General features: G+C 69.0%; 16 protein-coding genes and 1 tRNA gene. 10 read left to right on the plus strand and 7 right to left on the minus strand.

Features of this window, described 5'->3' with window-relative positions:
* From C5F48_RS09295 to tig, 3 genes are all read left to right on the plus strand, one after another.
* The coding region (locus tag C5F48_RS09295; protein WP_146170572.1) for an ADP-dependent NAD(P)H-hydrate dehydratase at window positions 1-691 on the plus strand (691 nt) is incomplete at its 5' end.
* 150 nt (window positions 692-841) lie between these two features.
* Window positions 842-926, plus strand: a tRNA-Leu gene (locus C5F48_RS09300).
* A gap of 24 nt (window positions 927-950) precedes the next feature.
* The gene (gene tig, locus C5F48_RS09305; RefSeq protein ID WP_107663632.1) at window positions 951-2,285 is read left to right on the plus strand and encodes a trigger factor; all 1,335 of its coding nucleotides are present in this window, start codon (window positions 951-953) and stop codon (window positions 2,283-2,285) included.
* A gap of 364 nt (window positions 2,286-2,649) precedes the next feature.
* Here tig and rplI read toward each other — a convergent pair whose 3' ends face one another.
* Genes rplI through rpsF form a run of 3 tightly spaced genes read right to left on the minus strand, consistent with a single transcriptional unit; the run spans window position 2,650 to window position 3,942 of the window.
* Entirely contained in the window at window positions 2,650-3,225 is a 576-nt protein-coding gene (rplI, locus tag C5F48_RS09310) for a 50S ribosomal protein L9 (RefSeq protein WP_107663633.1), read from the minus strand.
* A gap of 13 nt (window positions 3,226-3,238) precedes the next feature.
* Window positions 3,239-3,466 (minus strand): 30S ribosomal protein S18, encoded by a 228-nt coding sequence (rpsR, locus tag C5F48_RS09315; protein ID WP_107663634.1) that lies wholly within the window; start codon window positions 3,464-3,466, stop codon window positions 3,239-3,241.
* Between the two features lie 23 nt (window positions 3,467-3,489).
* Window positions 3,490-3,942, minus strand: a complete 453-nt coding sequence (gene rpsF / locus C5F48_RS09320; protein WP_107663635.1) for a 30S ribosomal protein S6 — start codon at window positions 3,940-3,942, stop codon at window positions 3,490-3,492.
* Window positions 3,943-4,192: 250 nt separating this feature from the next.
* Here rpsF and C5F48_RS09325 point away from each other — a divergent pair, with 250 nt between their 5' ends.
* Entirely contained in the window at window positions 4,193-4,774 is a 582-nt protein-coding gene (locus C5F48_RS09325; protein WP_107663636.1) for a YceI family protein, read from the plus strand.
* Between the two features lie 247 nt (window positions 4,775-5,021).
* Here C5F48_RS09325 and C5F48_RS09330 read toward each other — a convergent pair whose 3' ends face one another.
* On the minus strand, window positions 5,022-6,206 hold the full coding sequence (locus C5F48_RS09330) for a cytochrome b/b6 domain-containing protein (RefSeq protein ID WP_107663637.1): 1,185 nt from the start codon (window positions 6,204-6,206) through the stop codon (window positions 5,022-5,024).
* Window positions 6,207-6,355: 149 nt separating this feature from the next.
* On the opposite strand from C5F48_RS09330, the gene fabD reads away from it, so the two are divergent.
* Window positions 6,356-7,300: an ACP S-malonyltransferase gene (gene fabD / locus C5F48_RS09335; protein ID WP_107663662.1), complete on the plus strand. Its 945-nt coding sequence runs from the start codon at window positions 6,356-6,358 to the stop codon at window positions 7,298-7,300.
* A 309-nt stretch (window positions 7,301-7,609) separates the two neighbouring features.
* On the opposite strand, the gene C5F48_RS09340 is transcribed toward fabD, so the two are convergent.
* From C5F48_RS09340 to ccmI, 3 genes are read right to left on the minus strand one after another with little or no spacing between them, the layout of a single operon-like run.
* The gene (locus C5F48_RS09340; protein WP_107663638.1) at window positions 7,610-7,840 is read right to left on the minus strand and encodes a DUF1289 domain-containing protein; all 231 of its coding nucleotides are present in this window, start codon (window positions 7,838-7,840) and stop codon (window positions 7,610-7,612) included.
* The gene (ruvX, locus tag C5F48_RS09345) at window positions 7,837-8,319 is read right to left on the minus strand and encodes a Holliday junction resolvase RuvX (RefSeq protein ID WP_107663639.1); all 483 of its coding nucleotides are present in this window, start codon (window positions 8,317-8,319) and stop codon (window positions 7,837-7,839) included. Before ruvX ends, C5F48_RS09340 begins: the two co-directional genes overlap by 4 nt.
* The gene (gene ccmI / locus C5F48_RS09350) at window positions 8,316-9,545 is read right to left on the minus strand and encodes a c-type cytochrome biogenesis protein CcmI (RefSeq protein ID WP_107663640.1); all 1,230 of its coding nucleotides are present in this window, start codon (window positions 9,543-9,545) and stop codon (window positions 8,316-8,318) included. Before ccmI ends, ruvX begins: the two co-directional genes overlap by 4 nt.
* A 226-nt stretch (window positions 9,546-9,771) precedes the next feature.
* On the opposite strand from ccmI, the gene C5F48_RS09355 reads away from it, so the two are divergent.
* The 5 genes from C5F48_RS09355 (at window position 9,772) to C5F48_RS09375 (ending at window position 15,391) form a co-directional block, all read left to right on the plus strand.
* The gene (locus C5F48_RS09355) at window positions 9,772-11,019 is read left to right on the plus strand and encodes a sarcosine oxidase subunit beta family protein (RefSeq protein ID WP_107663641.1); all 1,248 of its coding nucleotides are present in this window, start codon (window positions 9,772-9,774) and stop codon (window positions 11,017-11,019) included.
* 91 nt (window positions 11,020-11,110) lie between these two features.
* A complete protein-coding gene (locus C5F48_RS09360) occupies window positions 11,111-11,479 on the plus strand; it encodes an MFS transporter (RefSeq protein WP_107663642.1) in 369 nt (122 codons plus the stop codon).
* A 39-nt stretch (window positions 11,480-11,518) separates the two neighbouring features.
* Complete coding sequence (locus C5F48_RS09365) at window positions 11,519-11,842, plus strand: sarcosine oxidase subunit delta (protein ID WP_107663643.1); 324 nt, start codon at window positions 11,519-11,521, stop codon at window positions 11,840-11,842.
* Window positions 11,839-14,832, plus strand: coding sequence for a sarcosine oxidase subunit alpha family protein (locus tag C5F48_RS09370; RefSeq protein WP_107663644.1), 2,994 nt, complete (start codon window positions 11,839-11,841; stop codon window positions 14,830-14,832). The genes C5F48_RS09365 and C5F48_RS09370 overlap by 4 nt, the downstream gene beginning before the upstream one ends.
* Window positions 14,825-15,391 (plus strand): sarcosine oxidase subunit gamma, encoded by a 567-nt coding sequence (locus C5F48_RS09375; protein ID WP_107663645.1) that lies wholly within the window; start codon window positions 14,825-14,827, stop codon window positions 15,389-15,391. Before C5F48_RS09370 ends, C5F48_RS09375 begins: the two co-directional genes overlap by 8 nt.
* Window positions 15,392-15,423 lie beyond the last annotated feature (32 nt).

Here is a 15,423-nt window from a genome sequence, read left to right on the forward strand (position 1 = left end):
TGCCCGGAGCCGGCGCTGGCCCGAGAACGCCGCCCGGCTCGACGCGGTGATGCTGCGGCCGCTGGCCGACGCCGCGGTGCTGGAGGCGCTTCTGGCCGATGCGCGGATCTCGGCGCTCTGCCTCGGGCCGGGGCTGGGGCTCGGCCCGCGCGAGGCGGGGCTGGTGCGGGCGGCCTTGGCGAGCCGGAGGCCCCTGGTGATGGACGCCGACGCGCTGACCCTGCTGGCGCGGGATCCGGGGCTCTTCGCACTGCTGCATGACCGGTGCGTGCTGACGCCGCATGCCGGCGAGTTTGCCCGGCTGTTCCCCGATCTGGCCGAACGGCTGGCGGCCCCGGCGCCGCCCGGCCCGGCCTTCTCCAAGCTCGACGCCTGCCGCGCGGCGGCGGCCCGCGCCGGCTGCACGGTGCTCATGAAGGGCCCCGACACGGTGATCGCGGCCCCGGATGGCCGGGCGCTCCTGAACCCCGCGCTGCGCGAGCGCGAAGCCCCCTGGCTCGCCACCGCCGGGGCGGGCGACGTGCTGGCGGGGATGATCGCCGGGCTCCTTGCACGCGGCTGGACGCCGCTCGACGCGGCCGGGTCGGCGGCCTTCCTGCATGTCGAGGCGGCGCGCGGCTTCGGCCCAGGGCTGATCGCCGAGGACCTGCCGGAGGAGCTTCCCCGCGTGTTCTGCGGGCTCGGCCTCTAGCCCGCCCGGATCGGCGCCCCGCGGAGGCCCGCCATGCCGCGCCGCCGCATGCTTTTCCTCTCGCATCGCGCCCGGGGCTTTGTTAGAAGGGCGCGGATTTTCAAGGCGCGGTTCTGGCCGGAAACGGCAGGGCCGCGCTTTGAGTGATGTGCGGGTGTGGCGGAACTGGTAGACGCAGCAGGTTTAGGTCCTGCCGCCGCAAGGCGTGGGGGTTCGAGTCCCTTCACCCGCACCATAGGAACAAAGAGGACGGATACATATGCAGGTCACCGAAACCCTGAACGAAGGTCTGAAGCGCGGCTACACCATCACGGTGACGGCTGCGGAACTGGACGCCAAGGTCCAGGAAAAACTGATCGAGGCTCAGCCCGAGGTCGAGATGAAGGGCTTCCGCAAGGGCAAGGTGCCGATGGCCATGCTGAAAAAGCAGTTCGGCCCGCGCCTTCTGGGCGACGCGATGCAGGACGCCATCGACGGCGCGATGAAGAACCACCTCGAGACCTCGGGTCACCGCCCGGCGATGCAGCCGGAAGTGAAGATGGTCGGCGGCGAGACCTGGGCCGAGGGCCAGGACGTCGTGGTCGAGATGAGCTATGAAGCCCTGCCGGAGATCCCGGAGATCGACGCCAGCGCCGTGACGCTGGAGCGTCTGACCGTGAAGGCCGACGAGGCTTCGGTCGACGAGGCGCTGACCAACCTCGCCGCCTCCGCGCAATCTTTCGAGGATCGCAAGAAGGGCACCAAGGCCAAGGACGGCGACCAGGTCGTGATCGACTTCAAGGGCTCGGTCGACGGCGAGCTGTTCGAGGGCGGCACCGCCGAAGACTACCCGCTGGTGCTGGGCTCGGGCTCGTTCATCCCCGGCTTCGAAGAGCAGCTGGTCGGCGCGAAGGCCGGCGACGAGGTGACGGTGAAGGTCTCCTTCCCGGCCGAATACGGCGCGAAGCACCTCGCCGGCAAGGAAGCCGAATTCGCCTGCACCGTGAAGGCCGTGAAAGCCCCGAAGCCGGCGGAAGTCGATGACGAGCTGGCGAAGAAATACGGCGCCGAGGATCTGGCCGGTCTGAAGACCCAGATCGCCGAGCGTCTGGAAGCCGAGTTCAAGGGCGCCGCCCGCGCCGTGATGAAGCGCGCGCTGCTCGACCAGCTCGACGGCATGGTCTCCTTCGACCTGCCGAGCTCGCTGGTCGAAGCCGAGGCCGCGCAGATCGCGCACCAGCTCTGGCACGAGGAGCACCCGGAAGAGCAGGGCCACAACCATGGCCATGTGGAGGCGACGGACGAGCACAAGAAGCTGGCCGAGCGCCGCGTGCGTCTGGGCCTCCTGCTGGCCGAAATCGGCCGCAAGGCCGAGATCACCGTGACCGACGCCGAGATGACCCAAGCGGTCCTGGCGCAGGCCCGGCAATACCCGGGGCAGGAGCGCCAGTACTTCGAGTTCGTGCAGAAGAACCAGCAGATCCAGCAGCAGCTGCGCGCGCCGATCTTCGAGGACAAGGTGGTCGACCACATCGTGGCCGGCGCGACCGTGACCGAGAAGGAGATCAGCAAGGACGAGCTGCAGAAGGCGATCGAGGCGCTCGACGAGCTCTGATCCCTGTCCCCTGATGACAGGAAGGGCCGCTCCTCCGGGAGCGGCCCTTTTCATTTTTGGGCGGGTTCATGGCCAGCCACTCCGCGGGTCGGCGACGATCAGCTTGTGGATGGGGAAGCGCTGCGGCAGCGGAATGCGTGCCAGCACCGTAGAGCGACAGGGCGCCGTTGGCATCGGCTGGGCGATCAGGTGGAACAGGAAATTGCCGCGGCTGCTCTGGGACGCAGAGCGCCGGCAGGATGCGGATACCGCCCTTGGGGCGGAAGCGGGGAAATACGCTACAGAAGCGAAGACTGCGCAATAAAATCCGGGCATGAAAAAACCGCGCCGGTCTCCCGGCGCGGTTTCAAAGATCCCGGAGGGATCAGAGGTCTTCGCCGTCCTGGGCCGCGCCCATCTCGTCGAACAGCTCGGCGATCTCGAACTCGGCAGCCGCTTCGGCTTCCGCCGCCAGCTCCATGATCGATTTGCCGGCCGCCTGAAGCTCGGCTTCTTCCACCGAACGCGCGACGTTCATGGTGATCTTCACCGTGACTTCCGGGTGCAGCACCACGGTCACCGGGTGCAGACCGAGGTCCTTGATCGGACGGTCCAGGACAACCTGGCCGCGCTCGACCGAGAAGCCCTCGGCGGTGGCGACGTCGGCGGCGTCACGGGTGGTGACGGAGCCGTAGAGCGCGCCCGAGTCGGAAGCGGAGCGGATGATGACGAAGGTCTGGCCGTCGAGTTTGGCGGCGACGACTTCGGCCTCTTTCTTGGTCTCGAGGTTCTGCGTTTCCAGCTGAACCTTGCGGGCCTCGAACGACTTGATGTTCGACTCGTTGGCGCGCAGGGCCTTGCCTTGCGGCAAGAGGAAGTTGCGGGCGTAACCGTCCTTGACGTTCACGACCTCGCCCATCTGACCGAGCTTGGCGACGCGCTGAAGAAGGATGACTTGCATGTGCGGGTGCTCCTTACTTCACAGCGTAGGGCAGCAGGGCGAGGAAGCGGGCGCGCTTGATCGCACGGGCCAGCTCACGCTGCTTGATCGCCGAAACGGCGGTGATGCGCGACGGGACGATCTTGCCGCGCTCGGAGATGTAGCGCATCAGCAGACGCGTGTCTTTGTAGTCGATCGCCGGTGCGTTGTCGCCCGAGAAGGGGCAGACCTTGCGGCGGCGGAAAAACGGTTTGTTCGCCATGGGTTATATCCTTTCCTGCCTGATCAGCGCCGCGCGCCGAAGCCGCCGCGATCTCCACCACGGTCGCTGCCGAAGCTGCGCTCCGGACGGTCGCCACGGTCGCCGCGATCCGGGCGGTCGCCACGGTCCGGACGGTCGCCGCGCTCGCGCTCGTCGCGCTTCTGCATCTGCACCGACGGGCCCTCGGCATGCTTGTCGACCTTGATGGTCAGCACGCGCATCACGTCGTCATGCAGGCGCATCAGACGCTCCATCTCCTGAACGGCAGCCGAGGGGGCGTCCGACTTCAGGAAGGCGTAGTGGCCCTTGCGGTTCTTGTTGATCTTGTAGGCCATCGTCTTGACGCCCCAGTATTCGCGCTCGACGACGTTGCCGCCGTTATCCGCGAGCACCGTGGAGAAATGCTCGATGAGGCCTTCGGCCTGTGCGTTGGAAAGATCCTGACGCGAGATGAAAACATGCTCGTAAAGCGGCATGTGGTCTCCGATCTGACAGGGCGCATTTCATAGGTCGGGCCATCCCTTCCGCGGCCCGTCCACGAGAGGCTGCGCCGGTTCACGTGAGTGCGGAAGGATGCGGTCTTATACAGGCGTCCGGCGCCGATGCAAGCGCTGAACCGCCTGTGCGCGGGTGAACAAGACTTGCGCGGCACTGTGCGGTTGAGCCCGCATCGCTGCAGGTGCATCTAGGGCGGGACAACCCGTCATTCCTTACCCGGAGCCATCCATGACCCGCAGCTTCCTCCCCCTCGTTTTCGTCTCGACCCTCGCCCTCGGCACCGCCGCCCATGCCGCCGCCGAGAGCTACACGCTCGACCCGAGCCACAGCCAGATCGTCTTCACCTACAACCACCTCGGCTTCTCGACCGGCACCGGCATGTTCTCGGGCTTCGAGGGCGAGATCGCCTTCGACCAGGAAGACCCGGCGGCCTCCTCGGTCGAGGTCTCCTTCCCGGTGAAGTCGATGCTGACCGGCTGGGAAGCGCGCTTCGAGCATTTCATGTCGCCCGACTTCTTCGACGCCGCCGATGACGAGATGGTGAGCTTCACCTCCACCGGCATCGAGGTGACCGGCGAGACCACTGCCAAGATCACCGGCGACCTGACCCTGAACGGCGTGACGAAGCCGGTCGTGCTCGACGCCGTGCTGAACCAGGCCGGCATGCACCCGATGGAGAACAAGCCTTGGGCCGGCTTCGACGCCACCACCACGCTGCTGCGTTCCGACTACAACCTCGGCGCCTTCGCGCCCTTCGTGTCGGACGAGGTCCAGGTGACGATCTCGATCGAGGCTATGAAGGCCGAGTGATCGCCGCCCGCTGAACGGAAAAGGCCGCCGGAGCGATCCGGCGGCCTTTTTTCATTTGCGATGGCCGGTTGGCGGGGTGCTTGTCGAAGTGCCTCGCCGTTCAGGGGTGAGGGCAGGTCGGTCATTGCCGTCTTACCGACGCTGCCCTTGCCCGCCCGGCGACCGGAACTGGCCCGAGACCTCCCGATCCACAAACGCCTGACCCGGCGCCGCCCGACGCGCGTCAGGCGTCGCCGGACATGGGGCCTCACTCTTCCCGGGTCGCCGTCAGCGCCACATCCACCTCGACCGCGAAGCCGACCGAGGCTTCATCGGCATAGCTCGCCCCCATGCCGAAATCGCGCCGGTCCAGCGTCGTGCCGCCGGCCATCTTCGCCGTGTCGCCGTCAAGCTCCAGCGTGAAGGGCAGGGTGACCGGCACGGTGACGCCGCGCAGGGTCAGCGCGCCTTCCGCCACATAGGCCTCGCCCTCCGGCCGGATCTCGGCGGTGAAGCTCGCCGTCGGCTGGGCAGCGCTGTCGAAGAACTCCGGCGCCTTGGCCTGTTCGGTCACCGAGCCGAGCGTCAGGCTGCCGGTGGCGATGGTCACCGTCACCTCGCCGTTCTTCCCTTCTACCGGCGTCTCGTCGAAGCGGATCGCCGCGGTCCAGTCGGCGAAGGAGCCCTCGACCTCCGCTCCCATCTGCCGCACGGTGAAGCCGAGTTCACCCTCGGTCACCACCCAATCAGAGGTAACCGCCGCCAGCGCCGGCTGCGCCTCGGTCTTCGGCGGGACCAGCGCCACCGCGATCCCGGCCCCCAGCGCATAGACCGCCAGCGCCGCCAGCGCGGGCGCTACCCGATGCGGCGCGACCGGCCCCTCCGGCGCCGCCTCGCCGCGCGTCATCCGCCGCAAGACGGAGTCGCGGTCGATCAGGTGATGCTTCAGCGCGCCGGCGATATGCAGCACGAGCGACAGGATCAGCAGCCGCGCGAAAAGCCAATGCGCCGCGGCGGCGATCCCGGCCACCGTTTCGGATTTCGGCACGAAGGGCAGATCCTGACCGAAGGGCCAGAGGATCGGCGCGAAGCCGCTGGTGGCCGCGTGATGCACCCATCCCGCCAGCGGCACCAGCAGGAGCGACAGATAGAGCAGCCAGTGCACCGTCTCGGCCAAGGCCGTCTCCAGCCGCCGCTCGGGGTGCAGCGGGGCAGGGCGCGGCTGGGTCAGCGCCCAGAGGATGCGCGCCAGCGCCACGGCGAAGGCGGCGACGCCGAGGCTCTTGTGCAGCGAGAAGAGCTGCGCCTTCTCGGCCAGCGCCTCGGCGCTGTCATAGGGCAGGCGGTTGGCGATCCAGCCGAGCGGGATGGCGCTGAGGATCAAGAGGGCGGTGAGCCAGTGCAAGGCGCGGGCGACGCCGCCATAGCTGCGCGAGGTGTTGGAAAGGGGCATGATGTCTCCGAAATCTGGCCCGCAGGGTAGCAGCGCCGGCGGCCGGCCGGAACCGGGCGGACTGGACCGAAGCGCACAGGGGTTGTGCGCCAGATTGCACCGCCGGCCGCGCCGGGGTATGGCCGGAGCAAGAGATGAAGGAGATCGCCATGAGCCGCGCATTCGTTTTCCCCGGGCAGGGCGCCCAGACCATCGGCATGGGCCGCGCCCTGGCCGAGGCCTATCCCGCGGCGCGGGCCGTGTTCCAGGAGGTCGACGAGGCGCTGGGGCAGGACCTGTCTAAGCTGATCTGGGAGGGAGACATCGAGACGCTCACCCTGACGCAGAACGCCCAGCCCGCGCTGATGGCGACCTCGATGGCCGCTCTCGCCGCGCTGGAGACCGAGGGGCTCGGCATCGCCACCGCCTCCTTCGTCGCCGGCCACTCGCTCGGCGAGTACTCCGCGCTCTGCGCCGCCGGCTCGCTCGGCCTCGCCGACACCGCCCGGCTGCTGCAGGTGCGCGGCATCGCCATGCAGGAGGCGGTGCCGGTCGGCGTCGGCGCCATGGCGGCGCTGCTCGGGCTCGACTACGACACCGTGGTCGAGATCGCGCATGAGGCGGCGGGCGACGAGGTCTGCCAGGCCGCCAATGACAACGACCCGGCGCAGGTGGTGGTCTCGGGCCACAAGGCGGCGGTGGAGCGCGCGGTGGAGCTGGCCAAGGCGCGGGGGGCGAAACGCGCCCTCCTGCTGCCGGTGAGCGCGCCCTTCCACTGCGCCCTGATGCAGCCCGCCGCCAGCGTGATGTCCGAGGCGCTCGCCGCCGTGGTGATCGAGGCGCCGCTGGTGCCGGTGGTGGTGAACGTCCGCGCCGAGGCGGTGACCGAACCCGACCGGATCCGCGCGCTCTTGGTGGCCCAGGTCACCGGCGCGGTGCGCTGGCGCGAAAGCGTGCAGTGGATGGAAGGCGCCGGGGTCACGGAGTTCTGGGAGATCGGCGCCGGCAAGGCGCTCTCCGGCATGATCAAGCGCATCGCCAAGGGCGCCGCCACCCGCGCCATCGGCACGCCCGAAGACGTGACCGCGGCGCTCGTCGCCCAGCAACCCGCCTGATCCGGGGCGCGCGGGGGCATCGAGCCCCCTTGCGCGGCCTTGCCAGGCCCAGGCCGCGCCCGGTCTCTCCCCCGTGGGAAGTCGCTCCTGGATGCGGGTTTCTCCTGGCCGAAATACTCCCGCCGGAGGCGCCCACCGCAGATGCAGGCGCAAGAGACGATGATCTCGCGCCCCTGTCCGGCCAAGGCGCCTCCGGCGGGAGTATTTGGGCCAGGAGAAGCGCCACGCGGAAGGCTCTTCCGTGGCAACGCCGGACGCGGGGGCTCGATGCCCCCGTGGACGGCACCCCCGGCCGGAATCAGCTTGGGGTCAGCGGTCGAGGCGTCCGGCGCGGCCGCCGCGGCGGCGGGCGAGACGGGGTTCGCGGGAGGGGAGGTCGGCCATCACGCTCCGGCGCTCGTCCGGGCTGAGCCGCGACCAGGCCGAGATCTCCTCGATGGTGCGGAAGCAGCCGAGGCAGAGCCGTTCCTCGGGGTGGATCACGCAGAGCTTCACGCAGGGGCTCTCGATCTCGTCCCGCTGCCAGAGGTCGTCCTTCACCCGTCGCTCCCCCGCTTCATGTGGCCCAGACGGTCCAGCACGCCTTGCAGGATATACCCGGCGGCGACGTGATCGATCACCTCTTTGCGGCGTTTGCGAGACGTATCCGCCTCGATCAGCGCGCGTTCGGCGGCGACGGTGGACAGCCGCTCGTCCCAGAAGCCGATCGGCAGCGGCGTCAGCCGGGTCAGGTTGCGGGCGAAGGCCCGCGTCGCCTGCGCCCGCGGGCCCTCGGAGCCGTCCATGTTCCGCGGCAGGCCCAGCACCAGCCCGGCGAGGCCGCGCGCCGCGATGATCTCCAGAAGCTTCGCTGCATCCTCGGTGAATTTTGTGCGGCGGATGGTCAGGAGCGGCGTGGCGATGCCGCGGCGCAGGTCGGAGACCGCCACCCCCACCGTCTTCTCGCCGAAGTCGAGCCCGGCGATGGCCCCGTCGCGCGGCAGGGCGGCGAGGAAATCGGGCATCTCGTCATGGATCATCGCGCCACCCCGGCCCGGTCGGCGGCAGCGCGGATCAGCGCCAGGTCGGCCTCGCGGCCCTCGAAGCGGGTCTGGGCCTCGGCGAAGATCGCCGTGGCGCGCTCGGTCTGGCCCAGCACGCCATAGGCGCCGATCAGCTGCGCCCATTCCTCGGCGGTTCCGCCCTGGGTGGCGAGCCGGTCGTTCAACTGGGTCACCATGCCCTCGATCATCGCCTTGCGGTCTTCGTCGCTCATGCCCTCCGCCGCCTGCAGATCCTCGGCCGAGGGGCCGGCGGCGGGAGCGGGCAGCTGGTAGTCAACGCCGGCGCGCCAGGCGAGGTCGGGGATCTGCGCCCGGAGCGGCTCGTACCAGGGATCGCCGGGGCTCGAGGCTTCCAGGAGGCCGCGCCACAGCCGGAAGGCCATGTCTGGACGGCCGGTCTGGGCCAGCATCAGCCCGGAGTAATAGCGCGCCGTGCCGTTCTCGGGGTCGCGCTGCAGCGCCGCCGTCAGCGCCGCCTCGGCCTCGGGCGAGACCACACCGCCGGCGGCGAGGATCATCAGCTCGGCCAGGGCCGCGTGATCCTCGGCGCTGTCGCGCGGGCTGGTCAGGGCGATGACCTGGCGCTGCGCCGCGGAGGCGGCGGCGAAATTGCCGAGCGCCGCCTCGTTGCGGGCCAGCAGCTCCTGGCCCTGCACGTCCGTCGGGCGTTCGGCGACGGCGGCGCGCAGCCGCTCCATCAGCTCGAGGAACTTCGGGTCGGCGCCGTTCGGCAGCTCGGGCTGCGGTAGCGCGGCGAACTCCGCCTCCAGCGCCGCCTGCTCCGGGCGGTCGCGATAGGCGGCGTCGGCATCGGCGATGCGGGCGGCCATCGGCATGTCGGCATAGCCCGGAGCGCCGAGACGCAAGTAGATGCCGAAGGCCCCCGCCAGCAGCAGCGCCACCAGCGCCGCGCCGGCGACCGAGATCGCGCCGGGCCCGCGGCCGCGTTGCGGGGCGGCGGCGAGGGCGCGGTCCGCCTCCAGCACGCGGCGCGACACCTCGGCGCGCAGCCGCTCGGCGTCCTCGGCCCCGATGATGCCGCGGGCGAGGTCGCGGTCGACCTCGCGCAGCTGGTCGCGGTAGACGCGCATGTCGAAGGCGGCCGCGGGCTCGGCGGCCGTCGCCGCGCGCAGCAGCGTCGCGATCAGGATCGCCGCCACGCCAAGACCGATCAGCGCCGTCACTGCCCAGAAAATCATCATCGCGCCGTCTGCTCCCGCCTCTTGCCTGTCGCAATCAGGTCTTGCCCCCCATGTAAACCCTGACGCGCCGCCGCAAAAGGCCCAATCCGGCGGGGGCGCCGGCGCTGCTCCGGCCCGCATGGGTCGGTGATGTCGCATTTGGACCGATTGTGCCGCTTGCGGGTGCGGGTATAACGCCGCCTCGTTCCAGAAGGCTGGGACAAGGCCCGCCACGGGGAGTCGGCTCATGAAACGTTATTCGGTCTTCGCCATCGCCCGCGAGGCGCTGCGCCACCACACGGGATGGGAGCGCGCCTGGGCCTCGCCCCTGCCGAAGAAGAGCTACGACGTCATCGTCGTCGGCGCGGGCGGCCACGGGCTCGCAACCGCCTATTATCTCGGGAAGAATTTCGGCATCACCAATGTCGCGGTGATCGAGAAGGGCTGGCTCGGCGGCGGCAACACGGGCCGCAACACCACGATCATCCGCTCGAACTACCTGCAGGACCCCTCGGCCGCGATCTACGAGAAGGCGCGCAGCCTCTACGAGACGCTGAGCCAGGAGCTGAACTACAACGTCATGTTCAGCCCGCGCGGCCTTTTGATGCTGGCCCAGACCCATCACGAGGTCCGCGGCTATCTGCGCACCGTCCATGCCAACACGCTTCAAGGTGTCGTGACCGAGTGGATCGGGCCCGAGCAGGTGAAGAAGCTGGTGCCGATCATCAACATCGACGGCCCGCGCTATCCGGTGCTCGGCGCGCTCTACCAGGCGCGCGGCGGCACGGCGCGGCACGATGCGGTGGCCTGGGGCTATGCCCGGGCCTGCTCCGAGATGGGCATGCACATCATCCAGCAATGCGAGGTGAAGGGCGTCACGCAGGAGAACGGCGTGGTGACCGGGGTGGAGACCACCAAGGGCCACATCGGCACGAAGAAGCTGGCGATCGTCGTCGCCGGGCATTCGGGGCAGGTGGCCGAGATGGCGGGCTTCCGTCTGCCGGTGGAGGCGGTGGCGCTGCAGGCGCTGGTCTCCGAGCCGATCAAGCCCTGCATGGATGTCGTGGTCATGGCCAATACCGTGCACGGCTACATGAGCCAGTCCGACAAGGGCGAGATGGTGATCGGCGGCGGCACCGACAGCTTCAACAACTATACCCAGCGCGGGTCTTTCCATCACATTGAAGAGACTTTGCGCGCGCTGATCGAGACCTTCCCGATGATCAGCCGCCTCAAGATGCTGCGGCAATGGGGCGGCATCGTCGACATGACCGGCGATCGCTCGCCCATCCTGTCGAAGACCCCGCTCGGCAACTGCTTCATCAACTGCGGCTGGGGGACGGGTGGATTCAAGGCGATACCGGGGTCCGGCTGGGCGATGGCCGAGCTGGTGGCCACCGGCCAGCCCGGCCCGCTGACCGCCGCCTTCGGCATGGAGCGCTTCCGCGAGGGCCGCTTCATCGACGAATCGGTCGCCGCCGGGGTGGCGCACTGATGCTCAACCCCATGCCCCCGCGTTACCGTGTCGCTTTGACGCCGACCGCCCATGCGGTATCTCCTGAGCACAACTCCATGGAGATGGCCGCATGTTCTCTTTCATCGACGACATTCCCTCGGCCGAGCAGATCAAGGCTCGGGTGCGGGACGACATCAAGAAATACAAAATCGACGAGTATGTGCGCAACGCCCGCCTCGTTCAGACGGCGAACCGCCTCTACAACGACGAGGAACTCAAGATCAATCCGGTCGCCTGGATCTGGAAGCGCTGGCCCTCGGTCAGTGACATGGCGCAGTGGCGCGTTGTCACCTTCTCCAAGCGCCACAAGGTCGCCATCGCCGGGTTCTGCGCCGGGGCGGGGATGCTGCTCATCCTCAACGGGGTGGTCATCGCCGGCAACTTCGGCGGCGCCTCCGACGACGCCTCGAACCGAACCATCGTCTACCCGAACCTCTGACCGGAGCGCCGCGCTCCGGCCCTGCCGGAGCGCCTGCGCATGCTGATCCTCGAATGTCCCTATTGCGGCGTCAAAGCCGAAGAGACCGAACTGAGCCCCGGCTATGAGGCGCATCTGAAGCGGTACGGGCCGGGCGCGTCGGATGACGAGTTCGAATCCTACATGTTCGCCCGCAAGAACCCCAAGGGGGTGCATTTCGAGCGCTGGCGCCACGTCTACGGCTGCGGCAAGTGGTTCCTCGCCGCGCGCTGCACCGCGACGCTCGAAGTCTTCGGCACCTATCCCGCACAGACCTCGGCCCCGCCGCCCGATCTGATCGAGGCGATCAAGGCGAAACGACCGGGCTGGGAGGGCTACAAATGAGCGCGCGTCTGGCAAAGGGTGGCCGGCTGATCGACCGCAGCAAGGCCCACCGCTTCACCTTCAACTGCAAATGGATGCGCGGCTTCGAGGGCGACACGCTCTCGGCGGCGCTGCTGGCCAATGACCAGATGCTGGTCGGGCGCAGCTTCAAGTATCACCGCCCGCGCGGCATCGTGGCCTCGGGCCCCGAAGAGCCGAACGGTCTGGTGAACCTCGGCAAGGGCGACCGGCTGGAGCCGAACCAGCGCACCACGACGACCGAGCTCTTCGACGGGCTGACGGCGGAAAGCCAGAACCACTGGCCCTCGCTGGAGAACGACATCGGCGTGGTGAACAACTACGCCGCGCGCTTCCTGCCGGCGGGGTTCTACTACAAGACCTTCCTGCAGCCGCGCGCCGCCTGGAAGCACGTCTTCGAGCCGATCGTGCGGCACTCGGCGGGTCTGGGCAAGGCGCCCAAGGACCGCGACGCCGACCGTTACGAGCAGGCCTATGCCTTCTGCGACGTGCTGGTGATCGGCGGCGGCGTGGCTGGGCTGCAGGCGGCGCTCGTCGCCGGGCGCTCCGGCGCGCGGGTGATGCTGCTGGAGCAGACCGGGCATTGGGGCGGTCGCGCCCCGGTGGATGGGGTGGAGATCGACGGCCAGCCCGCCGACGCCTGGGTGAAGACCACGGTGCAAGCCCTTGAAGCGATGGAGAATGTCACCCTGCGCAAACGTTGCATGGGGGCAGGGGTCTATGACCACGGTTATGTGCTGGCCGACGAGAAGGTGGCCGACCACACCCCCGGCGACGGGCGGCCGAAGCACCGGCTCTGGCGCATCCGCGCCGGCCGGATCATCGCCGCCACCGGCGCCATCGAACGCCCGCTGTCCTTTGCCGGCAACGACATCCCCGGCGTCATGCTCGCCGCGGCGGTGCGCGACTATGTGGTGAACTTCGCCGTCTCGCCGGGCGACCGCACCGTGGTCGTGACCAACAACGACGACGCCTATCGCACCGCCATCGCGCTGCATCAGGCCGGGCTCTCCGTGCCGGTGATCCTCGACGCCCGGCTCACCGCCACCGGCGCGCTGCCGGAACAGGCGCGCAAGCTGGGCATCCGGGTCGAGACCAATCGCGCCATCGCCATGGTGCAGGGCGGCAAGCGGGTGAAGCGCGTCTCGATCTGCGCGCAGGCCGGCGAGGGCGCCGTGCTGGAAGAGATCGCCTGCGAGGCCGTCGCCATGTCGGGCGGCTGGTCGCCGGTGGTGCATCTCTGGAGCCACTGCGGCGGCAAGCTGATCTGGGACGAGGCCACCGCCTGCTTCCGCCCCGACGCCGCCCGCCCGCCGCTGAACCACGACGGGTCGGCCATGGTGATCGCCGCAGGCGCCGCCAACGGCGCGCTGCCCGCCGCCGATACGCTGGCTGACGCGCACCGCGCCGGCGAGGCCGCCTCGAAGCCCGCGGGCGAGGCGCCCAAGGCCACCGCCGCCGAGGAAGCGCCGATGGAGGCCGTCTGGCTGATGCCGCAGGGCGCGCCGGTCAAGCTGCGCGCCAAGGCCTGGCTCGACTACCAGAACGACGTGAAGGTGTCGGACGTGCAGCTCGCCGCCCGCGAGGGCTACGAGTCGGTGGAGCATACCAAGCGCTACACCACGCTGGGCATGGCGACCGATCAGGGGAAACTCAGCAACATCAACGGTCTGGCCGTGCTTGCTGATGCGTTGAACGAACATATCCCGCAGGTCGGCACCACCACCTTCCGCCCGCCCTACACGCCCGTCACCTTCGGCGCGCTGGCCGGCGAGGCGCGCGGCGAGATCTTCCAGCCGCTGCGCCGCACCCCGATGCACGACTGGCACGACGCCCACGGCGCCTATTGGGAGCCGGTCGGCCTCTGGCGTCGGCCCTATTGCTACACCCAAGGCGGCGAGAGCCACGAGAAATCCGTGCATCGCGAAGTGCTGAACGTGCGCAACAATGTCGGGCTGCTCGACGCCTCGACGCTGGGCAAGATCATCGTCAAGGGCCCCGACGCGGGCCGCTTCCTCGACATGCTCTACACCGGCGTCATGTCGACGCTGCCGATCGGCAAGTGCCGCTACGGGCTGATGTGCAACGAGAACGGCTTCCTCTCCGACGACGGCGTGGTCGCCCGGATCGACGAGGACACCTGGCTCTGCCACACCACCTCGGGCGGCGCCGACCGGATCCACGCGCATATGGAAGACTGGCTGCAATGCGAATGGTGGGATTGGCAGGTCTGGACCGCCAATGTCACCGAGCAATATGCGCAGGTCGCCGTCGTCGGGCCGAACGCGCGCAAGCTGCTGGAAAAGCTCGGCGGGATGGATGTCTCGAAAGAGACGCTGCCCTTCATGCAATGGGCCGATGGCATGCTGGGCGGCTTCCGCGCCCGGGTCTACCGGATCAGCTTCTCGGGCGAGTTGAGCTACGAAATTGCGATCCCTGCCAGCGAGGGCCGCGCCTTCTGGGAAGCCTGTCTGGCGGCGGGCGCCGAGTTCGGCGTAATGCCCTACGGCACCGAGGCGCTGCATGTGCTGCGGGCCGAGAAGGGCTTCATCATGATCGGCGACGAGACCGACGGCACGGTGATCCCGCAGGATCTCGGCCTCGGCTGGGCGATCTCCAAGAAGAAGGCCGACTACCTCGGCAAGCGCGGGCAAGAGCGCAGCTTCCTCGCCGACCCCGACCGCTGGAAGCTGGTGGGGCTGGAGACGCTCGACGGCTCGGTGATCCCCGACGGCGCCATCGCCGTGGCCGAGGGCAAGAATGCCAACGGCCAGCGCAACACCCAAGGCCGCGTCACCTCCAGCTACCACTCGCCCACGCTGGGCAAGGGCATCGCCATGGGCCTCGTGCTGCGCGGGCCCGACCGGATGGGCGAGGTGCTGGACTTCCCCAAGATCGGCGGCGGCTCGGTGAAGGCGCGGATCGTCGATCAGGTATTCTACGACAAGGAGGGGGCGAAACAGAATGTCTGAGCTCATCACCCCGATCAGCGCGCTCGGCAATGCGCGCTACGACGGCTTCGCCGCAATCCGCGAGATCGGCCCGACCGGCATGATCACCCTGCGCTGCAAGCAGGATGTGGCGGCGCTTCCCGGCGCGCTGCAGGCCTGCATGGGCCTCGGTCTGCCCGAGAAGCGCCGCATCCTGACCGAAGGCCAGCGCAGCATCGGCTGGATGGGCCCGGACGAGCTGTTGCTGATCCTGCCCTATGCCGAGGTGGCGGCGATGATCGCCGCGCTGACCGAGGCGCTGAAGGGCGAGCATGTGCTGGTCGTCGACGTCTCCGACGCCCGCGCCATGTTCCGCATCGAAGGCGAGCGGGCCACCGAGGTGCTGGCCAAGCTTTGCCCCGTCGATCTGTCCAACCTCGCCCCGGGCGAGCTGCGCCGCACCCGTGCGGCGCAGGTTGCCGCTGCGCTGTGGCAAGACGAGGCGGGCTTCACCCTCGTCGGCTTCCGCTCTGTCGCGGGCTATCTCATGGGTCTGCTGACCCATTCGGCCATGCCGGGCTCGGAACTCTTCCCCGCCTGATCCCTCCGCCCCGAAGCATCGAAGGCCGTCCC

This window comes from Cereibacter changlensis JA139 (genome assembly GCF_003034985.1).
Lineage (GTDB): Bacteria > Pseudomonadota > Alphaproteobacteria > Rhodobacterales > Rhodobacteraceae > Cereibacter > Cereibacter changlensis.